The sequence below is a fragment of the Marinobacter segnicrescens genome (genome assembly GCF_900111555.1).
Classification (GTDB): domain Bacteria; phylum Pseudomonadota; class Gammaproteobacteria; order Pseudomonadales; family Oleiphilaceae; genus Marinobacter; species Marinobacter segnicrescens.
Genome location: NZ_FOHZ01000016.1, coordinates 30817 through 44884 on the forward strand (window position 1 = coordinate 30817; position 14068 = coordinate 44884).

The window sequence follows — 14068 nt, forward strand, 5'->3', positions numbered from 1 at the left end:
AGGGACCTCAGTGGGGTTTGCAGTGGTGTTGCCGGGGAGGCTTACGGTGGCGCTGACCGGGGGCCCCGGGGCGTCTTCTGGCAGTTGCGCTGGGCAGGTGAACGGTCTGCGTCCGGTACGTTCCCGGCGCCAGCCCTTCCAGTGTCCAGTCTCCAATACGCCAACGCACCAGCCGCAGGGTCGGAAAACCGGTCGCAGCCGTCATACGGCGCACCTGGCGGTTGCGGCCTTCAGTAAGGGTTAGTTCCAGCCATGAGGTCGGTATATTGGCCCGCTCCCGCACAGGCGGTATCCGGGGCCAAAGTTCGGGCGCATCAATGCGCCGGGCCTCGGCGGGGCGCGTGGGGCCGTCTTTCAGTTCAAGGCCCAGGCGCAGCCGGTTCAGGGCATCATCACTGATCCGGCCCTCCACCTGGACCAGGTAGGTCTTGGCCATCTTCTGGCGGGGGGAGGCAATCCGGTGCTGCAATGAACCATCGTCAGTCAACAGAACCAGCCCTTCAGAATCGTAGTCAAGTCGGCCAGCGGGGTAAACTCCGGGCACGTCAACGTAATCCGCGAGGGTTTTTCTGCCCTGCCCGTCACTGAACTGACAGAGGGTGTGGAAGGGTTTATTCAGCAGGATCAGGGTAGCCATCCCGACATGTTAACAGACTTGCCAACACCCGGGGATGGCCCTGATTCCGGTCGTTGATTAATGCGTCAGCCGTTGACCATACGCACGACATTGCTACGCGAATGGTCCTGGTCAGCGTGTCCGGCTGCCTGGCTATCCTCGCGTCCCCCGGTGGCAGCCTGCTGCTCCGGGACGATGTTTACGGCATGGACGCCCTTGTCACTGGGCTTCTTGTCAAAGGTTACCGGCTGTCCGGCTTTCAGGGTTTTGTACCCATCCATTTGTACCGAGGAGAAATGTGCAAACAGGTCGTCACTGCAGCCCTCTTCGATAATGAAGCCATAACCCTTGGCGTTATTGAACCATTTTACCTTGCCCCTAGGCATGATGAACTCCCTTGTCCGGTCATTATCTGTCGTAATCAACGGCGCCTTGAAGCCCCTTGTTTACGGCGTTTTACACAATTTTACATTGCAGGATTTACTTTTGATCAATCGCCGGCGGTAGTCAATAGCAAACTTGCGGGAATCCCTGATTGTGCACATTACGTCATTGTTATGGCGGAGGCGGTCTTCAGTAAAAGTAACAGATTCAGGAACTTGCTGTCCTGGGGGTTATAGTTGACGATTTCTTAAAAACAGTTGATCTAACCCCTCGTCGCACCCATATAGGATAGGGAGCATACACCTGGCAAGAAGACGACCGGGTTATCGTTCGACAGCTGCGGGAGGAATGCAGGGGGCAGCCCGGATAACCATGCCCGATTCGGGTTTGGCTGTTTTGGCAAGGGGCGAAAAGGTATCATGCCAGACTGAACCCGCTGGCCTTTTTGTGGTCGAAGGTATGGTTGTCGATGAATCGTGATTGATGCCCCTGGCGCAAGGCAGGCTCCCTGTCAGCTGACCATACCGTAGAGGCCGTTGTAACGGCCGCCGAGCTTGAAAACCCGCCTGCGGACATCCATCTTATGTCACAGAAACCGACATCCGGTAAGAGAATCATGCGGACACTGAGAAATTCTCTACTAGTATTGAATCAGGGGGACCATGACGGTCAGGATGAACCCGGTCGCGAAGACAGCATCAGTGTAGCGCCCGAGAAACCAGCCCTGAAACGCCCGGCCCGGTATCGGGTGGTACTCCTGAACGATGATTACACACCCATGGATTTTGTCGTGGATGTGCTGATGAAGTTCTTCGGAATGAACGAAGAGAAGGCGACGCAGGTGATGCTGCTCGTCCATACGCAGGGAAAGGCCGTATGTGGGGTATATACCCGAGACATCGCGGAAACGAAGGCAGCACAGGTGAACCAGTACTCCTCGGAGTGCGAGCACCCGCTGCTATGCGAGATTGAACGTGCGGACTGACGACCTAGGTGGGGTGGCCCATGCTGAGCAAAGATCTTGAAATTACGCTGAATGCCGCTTTCCGGAATGCCCGCGACAAGCGTCATGAGTTCATGACGGTTGAGCATCTGCTGCTGGCATTACTGGACAACGATTCAGCTGTGGGCGTCCTTAAAGCCTGCGGGGCCGACCTGCAGCGTCTGCAGGATGAGCTTACCGAATTTGTCGATTCCACAACCCCGCTGATTCCCGGCAGCGACAGCGAACGGGAAACACAGCCGACCCTTGGCTTCCAGCGGGTCCTGCAGCGGGCTGTGTTCCATGTACAGTCTTCCGGCAAGAAGGAAGTAACCGGAGCCAACGTACTGGTAGCCATTTTCAGTGAGCAGGAAAGCCAGGCGGTCTACCTGCTCAAGAAGCAGAACATTGCGCGCATTGATGTGGTGAACTTCGTTTCCCACGGCATCTCCCGGGTTCAGGGCGCCGAAGACCAGGAGGCACCGGATGCGGCAGCCCAGGAGGAGGCCGCTGAAGAGGGCTCTTCCAACCGTCCGCTTGAGGCCTACGCCACCAACCTGAACGAACAGGCCCGTCAGGGCCGGATCGACCCGCTTATTGGCCGTGAACACGAGGTCGAGCGGGTCGTACAGATCCTGGTCCGCCGTCGCAAGAACAACCCGCTGCTGGTGGGAGAGGCTGGCGTTGGCAAGACCGCCATTGCTGAAGGCCTGGCCAGGCGGATCGTGGATGGCCAGGTGCCCGAGATCATTTCCGACGCGGTGGTTTACTCCCTGGACCTGGGTGCGCTGCTGGCGGGCACCAAGTATCGCGGTGATTTCGAAAAGCGGCTCAAGGGGCTGCTTGCGGAGCTCAAGAAAGAAAAGCGGGCGATCCTGTTTATCGACGAGATCCATACCATTATTGGTGCTGGCTCTGCGTCCGGCGGAGTGATGGACGCGTCGAACCTGCTCAAGCCCATGCTCAGCTCCGGTGAGATCCGCTGTATCGGGTCCACCACCTTCTCCGAGTTCCGGGGCATTTTCGAGAAAGACAGCGCGCTGGCACGGCGCTTCCAGAAGATCGATGTCAATGAGCCCAGTGTCGAGGACACCTACCAGATCCTCAAGGGTCTCAAGCCACATTTCGAGAAGCACCACGACCTCAAATACACTGACAAGGCATTGCGGGTTGCTGCGGAGCTCGCCGACCGGTATATCTCCGACCGCCACCTGCCGGACAAGGCCATCGACGTGATTGATGAGGCTGGTGCGCGTCAACGGCTGTTGCCGGAAGCCAAGCGTCGCAAGGTGATCGGTGTATCCGCCATTGAGGACGTGGTGGCGACGATTGCCCGCATCCCGCCGAAGAGTGTGTCCAGCAGTGACAAGGATCTGCTGCGCAACATGGAGCGGGACCTGAAGATGACCGTGTTCGGCCAGGACGCTGCCATCGAGTCGCTGTCCAACGCCATCAAGCTGGCCAGGGCAGGACTGAAGGCCCCGGAGAAACCGGAGGGTGCGTTCCTGTTTGCCGGACCTACCGGTGTGGGCAAGACTGAGGTGACCCGTCAGCTGGCCAAGGTGCTGGGTATTGAACTGGTACGCTTCGATATGTCCGAGTATATGGAACGGCATACCGTATCACGGCTGATCGGTGCGCCTCCGGGCTACGTCGGTTTCGATCAGGGCGGCCTGCTCACCGAGGCGGTGAACAAGCACCCCCATTGCGTGCTGCTTCTGGACGAGATCGAAAAGGCTCATCCTGAGGTGTTCAACCTGCTGTTGCAGGTGATGGACCACGGTACGTTGACAGACAACAACGGCCGTAAGGCGGACTTCCGCCATGTCATCCTGGTGATGACCACCAACGCCGGCGCCGAGGATATCAGCCGCCGTTCGATCGGTTTCCAGGAGCAGGATCACAGCACTGATGGCATGGAGGTGATCAACAAGATGTTCACGCCAGAGTTCCGCAATCGCCTGGATTCCATCATTCAGTTTGGTGGCCTGGCGCCGGAGACCATCACCCACGTGGTGGACAAGTTCCTCACCGAACTCCAGGCCCAGCTGGACGAGAAGCACGTGGTACTCCATGTGGACGACGAAGCCAAGCTCTGGCTGGCACAGAAAGGCTACGATCCCACCATGGGGGCACGTCCCATGGGACGGCTGATCCAGGACAAGATCAAGCGTCCGCTCGCAGAGCAGATCCTGTTTGGTGCACTGTCTGAAAATGGAGGTGAAGTGAATGTCCATCTCAAGGATGGTGAGCTGGTGTTCGAGTACGAGAACGAGCCGGCGGAAGCCGTGTAGCGGGCAGGCCAGTCCAGGAAGGTAACGTTTATTGTGGCAATAATGAAGAAAGCCCCGCCTCGGCGGGGCTTTCTTTTTGCGCAGATGTCAGGCTGCTGACTGCAGGCCCGGCCTGGCGGCAATCAACGGGCGCGGTAAACGATGCGGCCCTTGCTCAGGTCGTAAGGAGTCAGCTCGACCTTCACCTTGTCTCCAGTGAGAATGCGGATATAGTTCTTGCGCATCTTGCCGGAGATGTGGGCCGTAACAACGTGGCCGTTGCTCAGCTCGACACGGAACATGGTATTTGGAAGGGTGTCTACAATAACGCCTTCCATTTCAATGACATCTGATTTCGCCATTCAGTAAGAACCTCGCTTGATTGGGTTTCCCTGATTCCGGAATGGCGCAATTCTGCCTCATTTGAGCGCCATTGGCAAAAAATGCGCCTTTTTTGATGAAAAGCAAGGGCCGTAATGCCGGTCGGCGGGCCGGCTTACTCCGATCGGCTGTCCGGAGTATACTCCTGCCAGGTCCCGTCCAGCAGAGCCTCGATGGGCCGGAAACGGGTCTTGTAGTTCATCTTGCGACTTTCGGAAATCCAGTACCCCAGATAGACCCAGGGCAACCCCCGGTTTCGGGCTTCCTGGACCTGCCAGAGAACCGCCAGGGTCCCCAGGCTGCGGTCGTCATGTTCCGGGTGGAACATGGTGTAAATTGCCGAAAGCCCGTCTTCCAGCAGGTCCACAACGGCGAGACCGATCAGTTCATCACCCAGGGCCATCTCCAGAAACCAGCTATCGGTGGCCCCTTCTACCAGGAACGACTGGAACTGATCCCGGGAAGGTGGGTACATATCGCCGTCCGCGTGTCGCTCATTGATATAGCGGGCGTAGAGCTGGTAGTAACGTTCGGAGAATTGAGCCGGAACCAGGCGAAAGCTGACGTCCCTGTTGCGCTTCCAGACGCGTCGCTGAGAACGGTCCGGCCGGAAGGCGCGGGCATCCAGTCGTACCGGAACGCAGGCATTGCAGTGCTCGCAGTGGGGACGGTAATAGTGGGATCCGCTACGACGGAACCCGAGGGCGGTTAACTGGGAGTACAGGCGTTTGTCCACCTTGGCTCGCGGATCTACGAACATGGTGGTCGCCTCCCGGCCAGGCAGGTAACTGCAGCTGTGGGCCGGTGTAGCAAAGAATACCAGCGTTCTGAGGCTGCTCATGGGCGTGTCTCCGGATGTCTGCCCCGACCGGTCCAGTCCAGGTGCCACGGTTCCCGAAGCGGGGGCCGGTCGATGTTACTTTCCAGTATAGATAAGAAAGTTGCACGCGGGATAGTCCGTGCGCCCATGCTGAGCAGGTGAGGGCTCTCGACCTGGCAGTCCATCAGTTGATAGCCGCTGTCTCGAAGCTGGCCACACAGGTGCACCAGAATTGTCTTGGAGGCGTTGGTTTCCAGGGAGAACATTGATTCCCCGAAGAAGCAGCATCCCATGGCAAGGCCGTACAGGCCGCCAACCAGCTCTCCCCGGGGGTTCCAGGCTTCAATGGAATGGGCGTAACCCTGCCGGTGCAGCTCGATGTACGCCTGTTCCATGTCATCGGTGATCCAGGTTCCTTCTGGACGGGTGGAGCCACACAGGTGAATCACCCGACGAAAGGCCTGGTCGGTCGTAATCCGGAAGTAATCCCGGTTCAGGGTTCGGCGCAGGCTGCGGGAAACATGGATCTCATCCGGGAACAATACGCAGCGGGGATCCGGAGACCACCAGAGAATGGGCTGGTCGTCGCTGAACCAGGGAAAGATTCCGTGGCGGTAGGCGTGGACAAGCCGCTGGGGGGCAAGGTCGCCCCCCAGTGCCAGCAAGCCATCGGGTTCTTCCAGAGCTTCCTCGGCGGGGGGGAACCAGAGGTAGTCCGGATCGAGCCAGGGCAGGGCGCTCATGGTATTCGCCTCCCGTTACTCACCCCGGCGCGGCGGAGTGGTATTGGGTTTTGCAATCAGCCCTGCTGGTCCAGGAACTTTTCGGCGTCAAGCGCCGCCATGCACCCGAAGCCGGCAGAGGTGACCGCCTGGCGGTAGACATGGTCGGCCACGTCGCCCGCGGCGAATACGCCAGGTACGCTGGCCTGGGTAGCCATGCCTTCAAGCCCGCTGCGTATGCGGATGTAGCCACCTTCCATATCCAGCTGACCTTCGAAAAGATCGGTGTTGGGGCGATGGCCAATGGCAATGAAAACGCCGGCCAGGTCCAGTTCACGGGTGCTGTCATCTTCAGTGCTGCGGATGCGCATGCCGGTGACACCGGTGCCGTCCCCGAGCACTTCATCCAGGGTGTGGTTCCAGACAATATTGACGTTGCCGTTCTCTGCTTTCTCAAACAACTTGTCCTGCAGGATTTTCTCGGCACGCAGCTGGTCGCGACGATGCACCAATGTGACCTCGTCCGCAATGTTGGAGAGGTACAGCGCTTCTTCCACGGCGGTATTACCACCGCCGATAACGGCCACCTTCTGCTTCTTGTAGAAGAAGCCATCGCAGGTGGCACAGGCGGATACGCCCTGACCCTTGAACTTCTCTTCCGACTCCAGCCCCAGATACATGGCCGAGGCACCGGTGGCAATAATCAGTGCATCACAGGTGTATTCGCCGCTGTCGCCCTTGAGACGGAACGGCCGGTTACGCAGGTCTGCCTCGTTGATGGTGTCGTAGACGATGCTGGTCTCAAAGCGTTCAGCGTGCTTGAGCATCCGCTGCATCAGTTCAGGCCCCTGAACGCCGTCGTTATCGCCTGGCCAGTTATCCACGTCTGTAGTAGTCGTCAGTTGACCACCTACCTCGATACCTGTGATCAGGGTCGGGTTGAGGTTGGCGCGGGCAGCGTAAACAGCGGCAGTGTAACCGGCGGGGCCGGAACCGAGGATGATCAGTCGGGAATGTTTGCTGTCGGTCATTGCTCGTCTCTTGAGGTTCGGGGCAACGTTTGTCGGGTTGCCGGATTACCATTCATTATGAGTATCGGGGCGTCCGGCTGTCTATCAAGGGCAACCCTGAATAACCACTGAATGACTCAGGGCTGCCTGGGGCAGCGGCGCAGACTCCTGTGGAGCGTGAGGATACCAAGCTGATCGCGAAACGCGAATTTGATTGGCGTAATTCCGGTAATTGAGTGGCGCTATACAGGGTTGGAGTCAGCCTCGGCCGATCACAGGAACCTGTTCCAGGAGTTGCCGCACTCGCTGCTCCCCCTTGCCACTGTCGCCCTGTTCCAGACGGTGTGCCGCAATTGCAGGGAAAACAGCCTGGACGTCATCGGGCAATACATGGTGGCGCCCCTGCATGAGAGCCCAGGCCCGGGACGCTCGTACCAACCCGAGACCAGCCCTCGGGGAGAGGCCATAAACCAGGCCAGGCATGCGCCGGCTGGTCTCCAACAGGCCCTGGATATAGTCGAGCAGGGCCGGGCTCACACTCACCCGGGAAACACCCTGCTGAAGGGTTTCCAGGTCGCCGGTTGTGAACATGGTGCGCAGTTGCTCTGTCATCTGGCGCCGATCCTCACCTTCCAGCAGTTCGCGCTCCGCCCTGGGGTCCGGATAGCCAAGCCGAAGGCGCATCAGGAACCGGTCCAGCTGGGATTCAGGCAATGGATACGTACCGCCCTGCTCAACCGGGTTCTGGGTGGCAATTACGAAGAATGGCCATGGCAGGGGACGGGTTTCGCCCTCGATCGAGACCTGGCGCTCCTCCATGGCCTCCAGCAGGGCGCTCTGGGTTCGGGGCGAGGCACGGTTCACTTCGTCGGCCAGTACCAGCTGGGCAAAAATCGGACCCTGGTGAAATACCAGTGAACCGGCTTCCCGGTCGTACATGGAGAATCCGAGTACATCCGCCGGCAGCAGGTCGTTGGTGAACTGAATTCTCTGATAGCTCAGCCCCATGACCTTGGCCAGGGCGTGGGACAGGGTCGTCTTGCCCATGCCGGGAATGTCTTCAATCAGCAAGTGCCCCCTGGCCAGCAGGCCACACAGGGCTAGTCGGATCTGCTGCTCCTTACCGAGGACAATGTGATTCAGCTCGGTAATTGCGGCATCGATCAGTTTCTTCATGGAGTGCCCTGTATCGTGGGTTCAGTCCCGGACGCGCTTGAGCAGGTCGCCATAAGCGTCAATCCTGCGATCCCTGAAGTACGGCCAGATGCGCCGGATGGACTCACTTCGCTGGCGATCGATTTCAGCGGTGAGAATCTCCTCCTTCCGGTCATCCGCCCGCGCCAGGAACTCCCCCTGGGGGCCGCAGATGAAACTGTTGCCCCAGAACCGGATACCGGCACTCTGGCCACTCGGGTCCGGCTCAGTGCCAATGCGGTTGGGGGCGATCACCGGCAGGTTGTTGGCCACGGCGTGGCCACGCTGGACGGTAACCCATGCCTCGAGCTGGCGGGACTGCTCATCGGGATTATCAGTGGTGTCCCAGCCGATGGCGGTGGGATAGATCAGCACTTCGGCACCTGCCAGTGCCATCAGGCGGGCAGCTTCCGGGTACCACTGATCCCAACACACCAGGATACCCAGGCGGCCAATCGAGGTTTCAATGGGCGTGAAACCGCTCAGGCCATCATTGGACGTGGCGTCGCCAGGGGTGAAGTAGAACTTCTCGTAGAAACCGGGGTCGTCCGGGATATGCATCTTGCGATAGATGCCGGCCAGGGTTCCATCCTTTTCCAGTACCACGGCAGTGTTGTGATAAACGCCGTTCATTCGGCGCTCGAATACCGAGCCTACCAGAACGATGCCCAGTTCCCGGGCCAGGGCGGCAAGTCGTTCCGTGGTTGGTCCGGGGATGGGCTCTGCCAGGTCGAACACGGCCGTATCCTCGGTCTGGCAGAAATACAGTGTGGCGTGTAACTCCTGCAGGACGACCAGCTGGGCACCGCCTGATGCGGCCTCGCGGACCAGGCGTTCGGTGGTGGCCAGGCTGGATTCCTTGTTGCTGTCGCAGGCCTGCTGGACAGCAGCGACGCGGAGTTTGTTCGGGCTCATAGTTCAACAACTCCCGCAGGCAACTGCATGGTCACACAATGCAGGCTACCGTGCTGTTCAATCAGGGGGCGGCAGGGAATCGGCACAATCTCCCGGTCCGGGAACAACTCCCGGAAGGTGATCAGTGCTGCTTGGTCCTGGGGCAAGTCATAGACTGGTACCAGTACCGCCCCATTGATAATCAGGAAGTTGGCGTAGGTGGCCGGCAGTCGCTCGCCTTCATTGTCATTGATGGCGTCCGGCCAGGGCAGGGGGGCGAGGTGGTACGGTGAGCCATCTGCCTGTTGGAACTGTCGAAGCTCCTCCTCCATGGCACTGAGGGCCGGATAATGCTCGTCCTCGGGGTTTTCACAGCGGACAAAGCAGATATGGTCCGGGCTTACGAAGCGAGCCAGCGTGTCGATATGGCTGTCGGTGTCGTCCCCGGCCAGGTAGCCGTGGTTAAGCCAGAGCACGCGCTTTGCGCCCAGGGTTTCATCCAGTAATGCCTCGATACCCGCACGGTCATAATCCGGATTACGTGTCGGTGTCATCAGGCATTCACTGGTGACCATGACCGTTCCCTCGCCGTCGGACTCGATGGAGCCCCCTTCGAGCACGAAATCCACCCTTTCCAGCGGAGTGTCGCCGAAGCAACCTGCCACCGCCAGGTGCTGGTTAAGGGCGTCGTCCTTTTCCCACGGGAACTTGCCACCCCAGGCATTGAAGCGGAAATCCATTAACCGGGTACCGTCCGGTGTGGTTACCGCGAGCGGACCATGGTCCCGTGCCCAGGTATCGTTGGCTGGAGCCGCGACGCAATGGGCGCGACCAGGCAGGTTGTTTTCCCGTGCCCACTGGTTGAGCTCCCGGTCCAGGCGCTCGGCCCGGAAAACCTGCTCGCAGCTGATTAACAGGTTCTGGAACCGGAGCACCGCCCGTGCAATAGCCAGGAATACGGGTTCCACCTCCTCCATGCAACTGAACCAGTCAGTACCGGGGTGAGGCCAGGTCAACATGACGGCACTCTGGGGTGCCCATTCGGCAGGCATCACGCGTGTCGAAGTCAAAATAGCAACCATCCTGTCAGTGGTTCAGGTGAGAAACCCTTGGCGGGTTCGACGCAGACGGGCCGCATTCTACCGGTTTGACATCGCCCGTCACAGCCTGAAGGGGAATGACTCAGCGATTATGCCGGGCGACAGCATGAATAACGTGGTTGTACTCGAAATAGACCACAAAATTGTCGTAGTGCCACTGGGAAATCGGCGGGTCACCCACGGGACCGGAAACACTGACCGGATCACCGAACCTTTGCCGGACGGCTTCACGGGACTGGCCTGTGCTGGGCATGGTCATGGCAGTCCGGTCACCCTGGGACATCACCGGCACCTTGACCTGCTCTGCCTGCGCCGGTTGGGAAAACCCGGTGCTCAGGGCGGAAATGGCCAGGCTCGCAGCGATCGCCGCGGACATCAGTTTGTTCATGGTCAGTTCTCCTGAAACTTCTGTAATTATCGGGCCCATTATTGCGACGTATGACCGCCCTGTCTCTGGCGAATCTGCCATCGCATGACGTGTTTCGCAATCTGTTGGCGGTCCGCCTCGGATATGTCCCTGAAGGTTGTATGTATTTCTTCAAGCTCCCCATTTTTCGCGACGGGACAGACTTCGACCACCTCAGCCCGGGCCCGGGGCCGGTAAAGTTCTGGTGGCAGGGTCAGCCTGAGGGCCAGGGCGTCGCCTGCTGAAAACTCCCCCCGGGGCACAAGAAAACTTACACCGCCTTCACTGAGGGTGACGTCACGCCACTGTTGCGGTTGCAACGGATTTTGCTCAAAGGCCATAATGCGCGCCAGCGTATCAACCTTGCCGTTCAGGGACTTGAGCAGGCCAGCAGCCAGGCGGTCTCGCTCAGCCAGCACCGGAAGCTGATTGCGAAAATCCTGGTCCATGCGTTTCAGTTCTGACCTGAGTCCGTCCAGGTGGTCTTCACTGAAGGGATCGCTGTTTGCCGGACCACCGACCGGTAGCGGGTAGTACTCAAGGCCGATGCGATCGGCGATGCGGAAGAAATCGCGACGGTCGGTTGTGTGTGAGTCGGGGGTCATCCTGGCTCCGCGCTGGTGTCTGTTATCAGGGCATTTCGGGGCTGCGGCGATCCAGGGTAGCCTTGGCTCGCACCGGAACGCTGTTTGCGGCAGAATACCCGTTTTTTGAACAGTTTAGCAGCTTCCCGATGGCAACACAGGCGGAAGCATCCGATTCGACTTCCGGTAGTGACAGGCGACCTGTATGTTCCGACCCCTTTCGTTCTATATCGGGCTGCGATACACCGCAGCCAAGCGACGGAATCATTTCATCTCCTTTATTTCCCTGACGTCCATGATTGGACTGATGCTGGGTGTGGCGGTGCTCATCATCGTGTTGTCGGTGATGAACGGCTTTGACCGGGAGCTGAAAGAGAAGGTTCTGGGTATGGTGCCCCATGCTGTCGTAAAAGGGGACCCTTACCTTGCGGACTGGGAAACAGTGGACAGTCGGGTAACAGAGCATCCGCGGGTGCTGGCCGCTGCGCCTTTCATTGAGGGCCAGGGCATGGTCACCGGCGGAGGCAACGTCCGCGGTGTACTGATCAAGGGCATTATCCCGGAACAGGAAGACTCGGTTTCCATTATTTCCAGCCAGATGATTGAGGGGAGCCTGGGCGACCTGAAGTCCGGTGAGTTTGGCATCATCGTTGGCCGGCCACTGGCAGCAAGCCTGAGGCTCCAGGTTGGCGACAAGTTGACCGTAGTACTGCCGGAAGCCTCGGTCAGTCCCGCGGGGGTCATGCCGAGGCTCAAGCGCTTTACCGTTGCCGGTATTTTCAGTACCGGCGCTGAGCTTGATGGTAATTACACGCTCATTCACATGGATGACGCAGGCAAGCTGATGCGCACCGGGGGGCTCGCCGAAGGTGTGCGCTTGCTGGTGGACGATCTGTTTGCCGCCCCGGCAGTGGTGGAAGAAGCAGCTCTCAGCCTGGGCGGGCGCTATTACATTTCTGACTGGACACGCACCCATGGCAGCCTGTTCAGTGCCATCCAGATGGAGAAGACCATTATTGGGTTGCTATTGATGTTCATCGTTGCTGTAGCGGCGTTCAACATCGTTTCAACCCTTGTCATGGTGGTGACGGACAAGACTGGCGACATCGCAATTTTGCGGACCATGGGGGCCACTCCTGGCCGTATCATGCGTATCTTCATGATTCAGGGTGCCATCATCGGGGTGTTCGGGACCCTCGTGGGCACGGGGCTGGGAATCCTTGGAGCACTTTATATCAGTGACCTGATCAGCGGACTGGAGTGCCTCCTCAATCATCAGTTCCTGAACGCCGATGTCTATTTCATCAGTTACTTGCCGTCGGACCTGCAGTGGCTGGATGTAGCCATTATCAGTAGCGCCGGACTTGTCATGAGCCTTCTGGCGACGCTGTATCCGGCCTGGCGGGCATCCCGTGTCGACCCGGCGGAGGCCCTCAGGTATGAATAAGGACACTGACATGCAAACCGACGTACGCCCGGTCATTGAGTGCCGTAACCTGACCCGCACCTACAAAGAGGGGCCGGCCACCCTGACCATCTTTTCCGATATTTCGCTGACGGTTGGCGCCGGGGAAACGGTCGCCATTGTCGGTAGCAGCGGTGCCGGTAAGACCACCTTGCTGAACCTGCTGGGCGGGCTGGACAAGCCTTCCACCGGTGATATCAGTATCTGTGGCGAGCAGATCCACCGCATGAGCGAGGCCAGGCGTGCCCGTTTCCGTAACCAGCACCTGGGGTTTGTCTACCAGTTTCACCACCTGCTGCCGGAGTTTTCAGCCCGGGAGAACGTCATGCTGGCCTGTACCCTCGGCGGAATGTCTGTGCGCGAGGCCGGTCAGAAGGCTGATGCCATGCTGGACCAGGTAGGACTGGGCGAGCGCCTGGCCCATAAGCCGGGGGAGTTGTCAGGTGGCGAACGTCAGCGGGTGGCCATCGCTCGCGCCCTGGTGAACGAGCCGGAATGTGTGCTGATGGACGAACCCACCGGTAACCTGGACGAACAGACCGGTGAAAGTGTTCAGCGATTGATTGAAGGCTTACGGGACCGGCTGGGTATTGCGTTCGTGGTCGTGACCCACGACATGTCAATGGCGCGAAGCCTGGGTCGTGTGCTCAAGCTGGAGCAGGGCAGGCTGCATCCGCTGCCGGTGGCCTCATAGCTCGCTGCGGCGTCGTCGCCAGTCCTTGCGTACCTTCCTTCGCCAGAGATACTGGATGACCAGGTAGCCGGCGCAACCAGCTACCGTAGCCACCGCCACAGAGCCAATATAAAGGGGAATGCCGATTTCCACGATGCGCTCACTGAGCCAGTGCCAGGACAGCTGGAACTCGAACGTAATAACCGGTCGGTCCAGCAGCATTGCTCCGATTTTGTAGTTGAAGTAGAAAATGGGCGGCATGGTGAGCGGGTTACTGATCCACACCAGCGCCACAGATAACGGCAGGTTGGCGTTGAGCATTACAGCACCGAATGCCGCCGCCAGCATCTGGAAGGGCATTGGAATAAACGCCAGAAAGACGCCGATAAGAAACGCGCGGGCGACACTGTGCCGGTTTATGTGCCACAGGTTGGGCTCATGGACAATATCCCCGAGAAAGTGCAGTGACTCAATAGAGCGCACCCTTTCCGGTGACGGGATATAGCGTTTCATGAACTTCTTCGGCATAACGAAGAAAAGCCTGTTTGCCGGGGTGCTCCGGAA

The 14068-nt window shown here is 59.0% G+C and carries 16 protein-coding genes; 4 read left to right on the top strand and 12 right to left on the bottom strand.

Annotated elements, in window-relative coordinates:
• Nucleotides 1-7: 7 nt before the first annotated feature.
• Complete coding sequence (locus BM036_RS14300; RefSeq protein WP_091853537.1) at nucleotides 8-637, bottom strand: pseudouridine synthase; 630 nt, start codon at nucleotides 635-637, stop codon at nucleotides 8-10.
• Between the two features lie 65 nt (nucleotides 638-702).
• Complete coding sequence (locus BM036_RS20435; protein WP_218144817.1) at nucleotides 703-1002, bottom strand: cold shock domain-containing protein; 300 nt, start codon at nucleotides 1000-1002, stop codon at nucleotides 703-705.
• 614 nt (nucleotides 1003-1616) lie between these two features.
• Between BM036_RS20435 and clpS the strand changes: the two genes are divergently transcribed.
• Nucleotides 1617-1985, top strand: coding sequence for an ATP-dependent Clp protease adapter ClpS (clpS, locus tag BM036_RS14310; RefSeq protein ID WP_091853539.1), 369 nt, complete (start codon nucleotides 1617-1619; stop codon nucleotides 1983-1985).
• 20 nt (nucleotides 1986-2005) lie between these two features.
• On the top strand, nucleotides 2006-4276 hold the full coding sequence (gene clpA / locus BM036_RS14315; RefSeq protein WP_091853541.1) for an ATP-dependent Clp protease ATP-binding subunit ClpA: 2271 nt from the start codon (nucleotides 2006-2008) through the stop codon (nucleotides 4274-4276).
• Between the two features lie 122 nt (nucleotides 4277-4398).
• Here clpA and infA read toward each other — a convergent pair whose 3' ends face one another.
• The 9 genes from infA to BM036_RS14360 form a co-directional block, all read right to left on the bottom strand.
• Nucleotides 4399-4617 (bottom strand): translation initiation factor IF-1, encoded by a 219-nt coding sequence (gene infA, locus BM036_RS14320; protein ID WP_008938619.1) that lies wholly within the window; start codon nucleotides 4615-4617, stop codon nucleotides 4399-4401.
• A 134-nt stretch (nucleotides 4618-4751) separates the two neighbouring features.
• The gene (locus BM036_RS14325; protein WP_091853543.1) at nucleotides 4752-5477 is read right to left on the bottom strand and encodes an arginyltransferase; all 726 of its coding nucleotides are present in this window, start codon (nucleotides 5475-5477) and stop codon (nucleotides 4752-4754) included.
• Nucleotides 5474-6199, bottom strand: coding sequence for a leucyl/phenylalanyl-tRNA--protein transferase (gene aat, locus BM036_RS14330; protein ID WP_091853545.1), 726 nt, complete (start codon nucleotides 6197-6199; stop codon nucleotides 5474-5476). Before aat ends, BM036_RS14325 begins: the two co-directional genes overlap by 4 nt.
• A 56-nt stretch (nucleotides 6200-6255) precedes the next feature.
• Nucleotides 6256-7209, bottom strand: coding sequence for a thioredoxin-disulfide reductase (gene trxB, locus BM036_RS14335; RefSeq protein ID WP_091853547.1), 954 nt, complete (start codon nucleotides 7207-7209; stop codon nucleotides 6256-6258).
• A 237-nt stretch (nucleotides 7210-7446) separates the two neighbouring features.
• The gene (locus BM036_RS14340) at nucleotides 7447-8364 is read right to left on the bottom strand and encodes an AAA family ATPase (protein ID WP_091853549.1); all 918 of its coding nucleotides are present in this window, start codon (nucleotides 8362-8364) and stop codon (nucleotides 7447-7449) included.
• A 21-nt stretch (nucleotides 8365-8385) separates the two neighbouring features.
• Entirely contained in the window at nucleotides 8386-9297 is a 912-nt protein-coding gene (locus BM036_RS14345; protein ID WP_091853551.1) for a carbon-nitrogen hydrolase, read from the bottom strand.
• Entirely contained in the window at nucleotides 9294-10328 is a 1035-nt protein-coding gene (locus BM036_RS14350; RefSeq protein ID WP_091853553.1) for an agmatine deiminase family protein, read from the bottom strand. Before BM036_RS14350 ends, BM036_RS14345 begins: the two co-directional genes overlap by 4 nt.
• 130 nt (nucleotides 10329-10458) lie before the next feature.
• Nucleotides 10459-10764: a hypothetical protein gene (locus BM036_RS14355; RefSeq protein WP_091853555.1), complete on the bottom strand. Its 306-nt coding sequence runs from the start codon at nucleotides 10762-10764 to the stop codon at nucleotides 10459-10461.
• A gap of 38 nt (nucleotides 10765-10802) precedes the next feature.
• Nucleotides 10803-11387 (bottom strand): PilZ domain-containing protein, encoded by a 585-nt coding sequence (locus tag BM036_RS14360; RefSeq protein ID WP_091853557.1) that lies wholly within the window; start codon nucleotides 11385-11387, stop codon nucleotides 10803-10805.
• Nucleotides 11388-11571: 184 nt separating this feature from the next.
• On the opposite strand from BM036_RS14360, the gene BM036_RS14365 reads away from it, so the two are divergent.
• Both BM036_RS14365 and BM036_RS14370 read left to right on the top strand, forming a co-directional pair.
• On the top strand, nucleotides 11572-12813 hold the full coding sequence (locus BM036_RS14365; RefSeq protein ID WP_091853571.1) for a lipoprotein-releasing ABC transporter permease subunit: 1242 nt from the start codon (nucleotides 11572-11574) through the stop codon (nucleotides 12811-12813).
• A gap of 10 nt (nucleotides 12814-12823) precedes the next feature.
• Nucleotides 12824-13525 carry an ABC transporter ATP-binding protein gene (locus tag BM036_RS14370; protein ID WP_417548132.1) on the top strand — a complete coding sequence of 234 codons (702 nt, stop codon included), beginning with the start codon at nucleotides 12824-12826 and terminating at the stop codon, nucleotides 13523-13525.
• On the opposite strand, the gene BM036_RS14375 is transcribed toward BM036_RS14370, so the two are convergent.
• The gene (locus BM036_RS14375) at nucleotides 13520-14032 is read right to left on the bottom strand and encodes a DUF2062 domain-containing protein (RefSeq protein ID WP_091853576.1); all 513 of its coding nucleotides are present in this window, start codon (nucleotides 14030-14032) and stop codon (nucleotides 13520-13522) included. The two genes, BM036_RS14370 and BM036_RS14375, sit on opposite strands and share 6 nt — an antisense overlap.
• Between the last annotated feature and the right edge of the window lie 36 nt (nucleotides 14033-14068).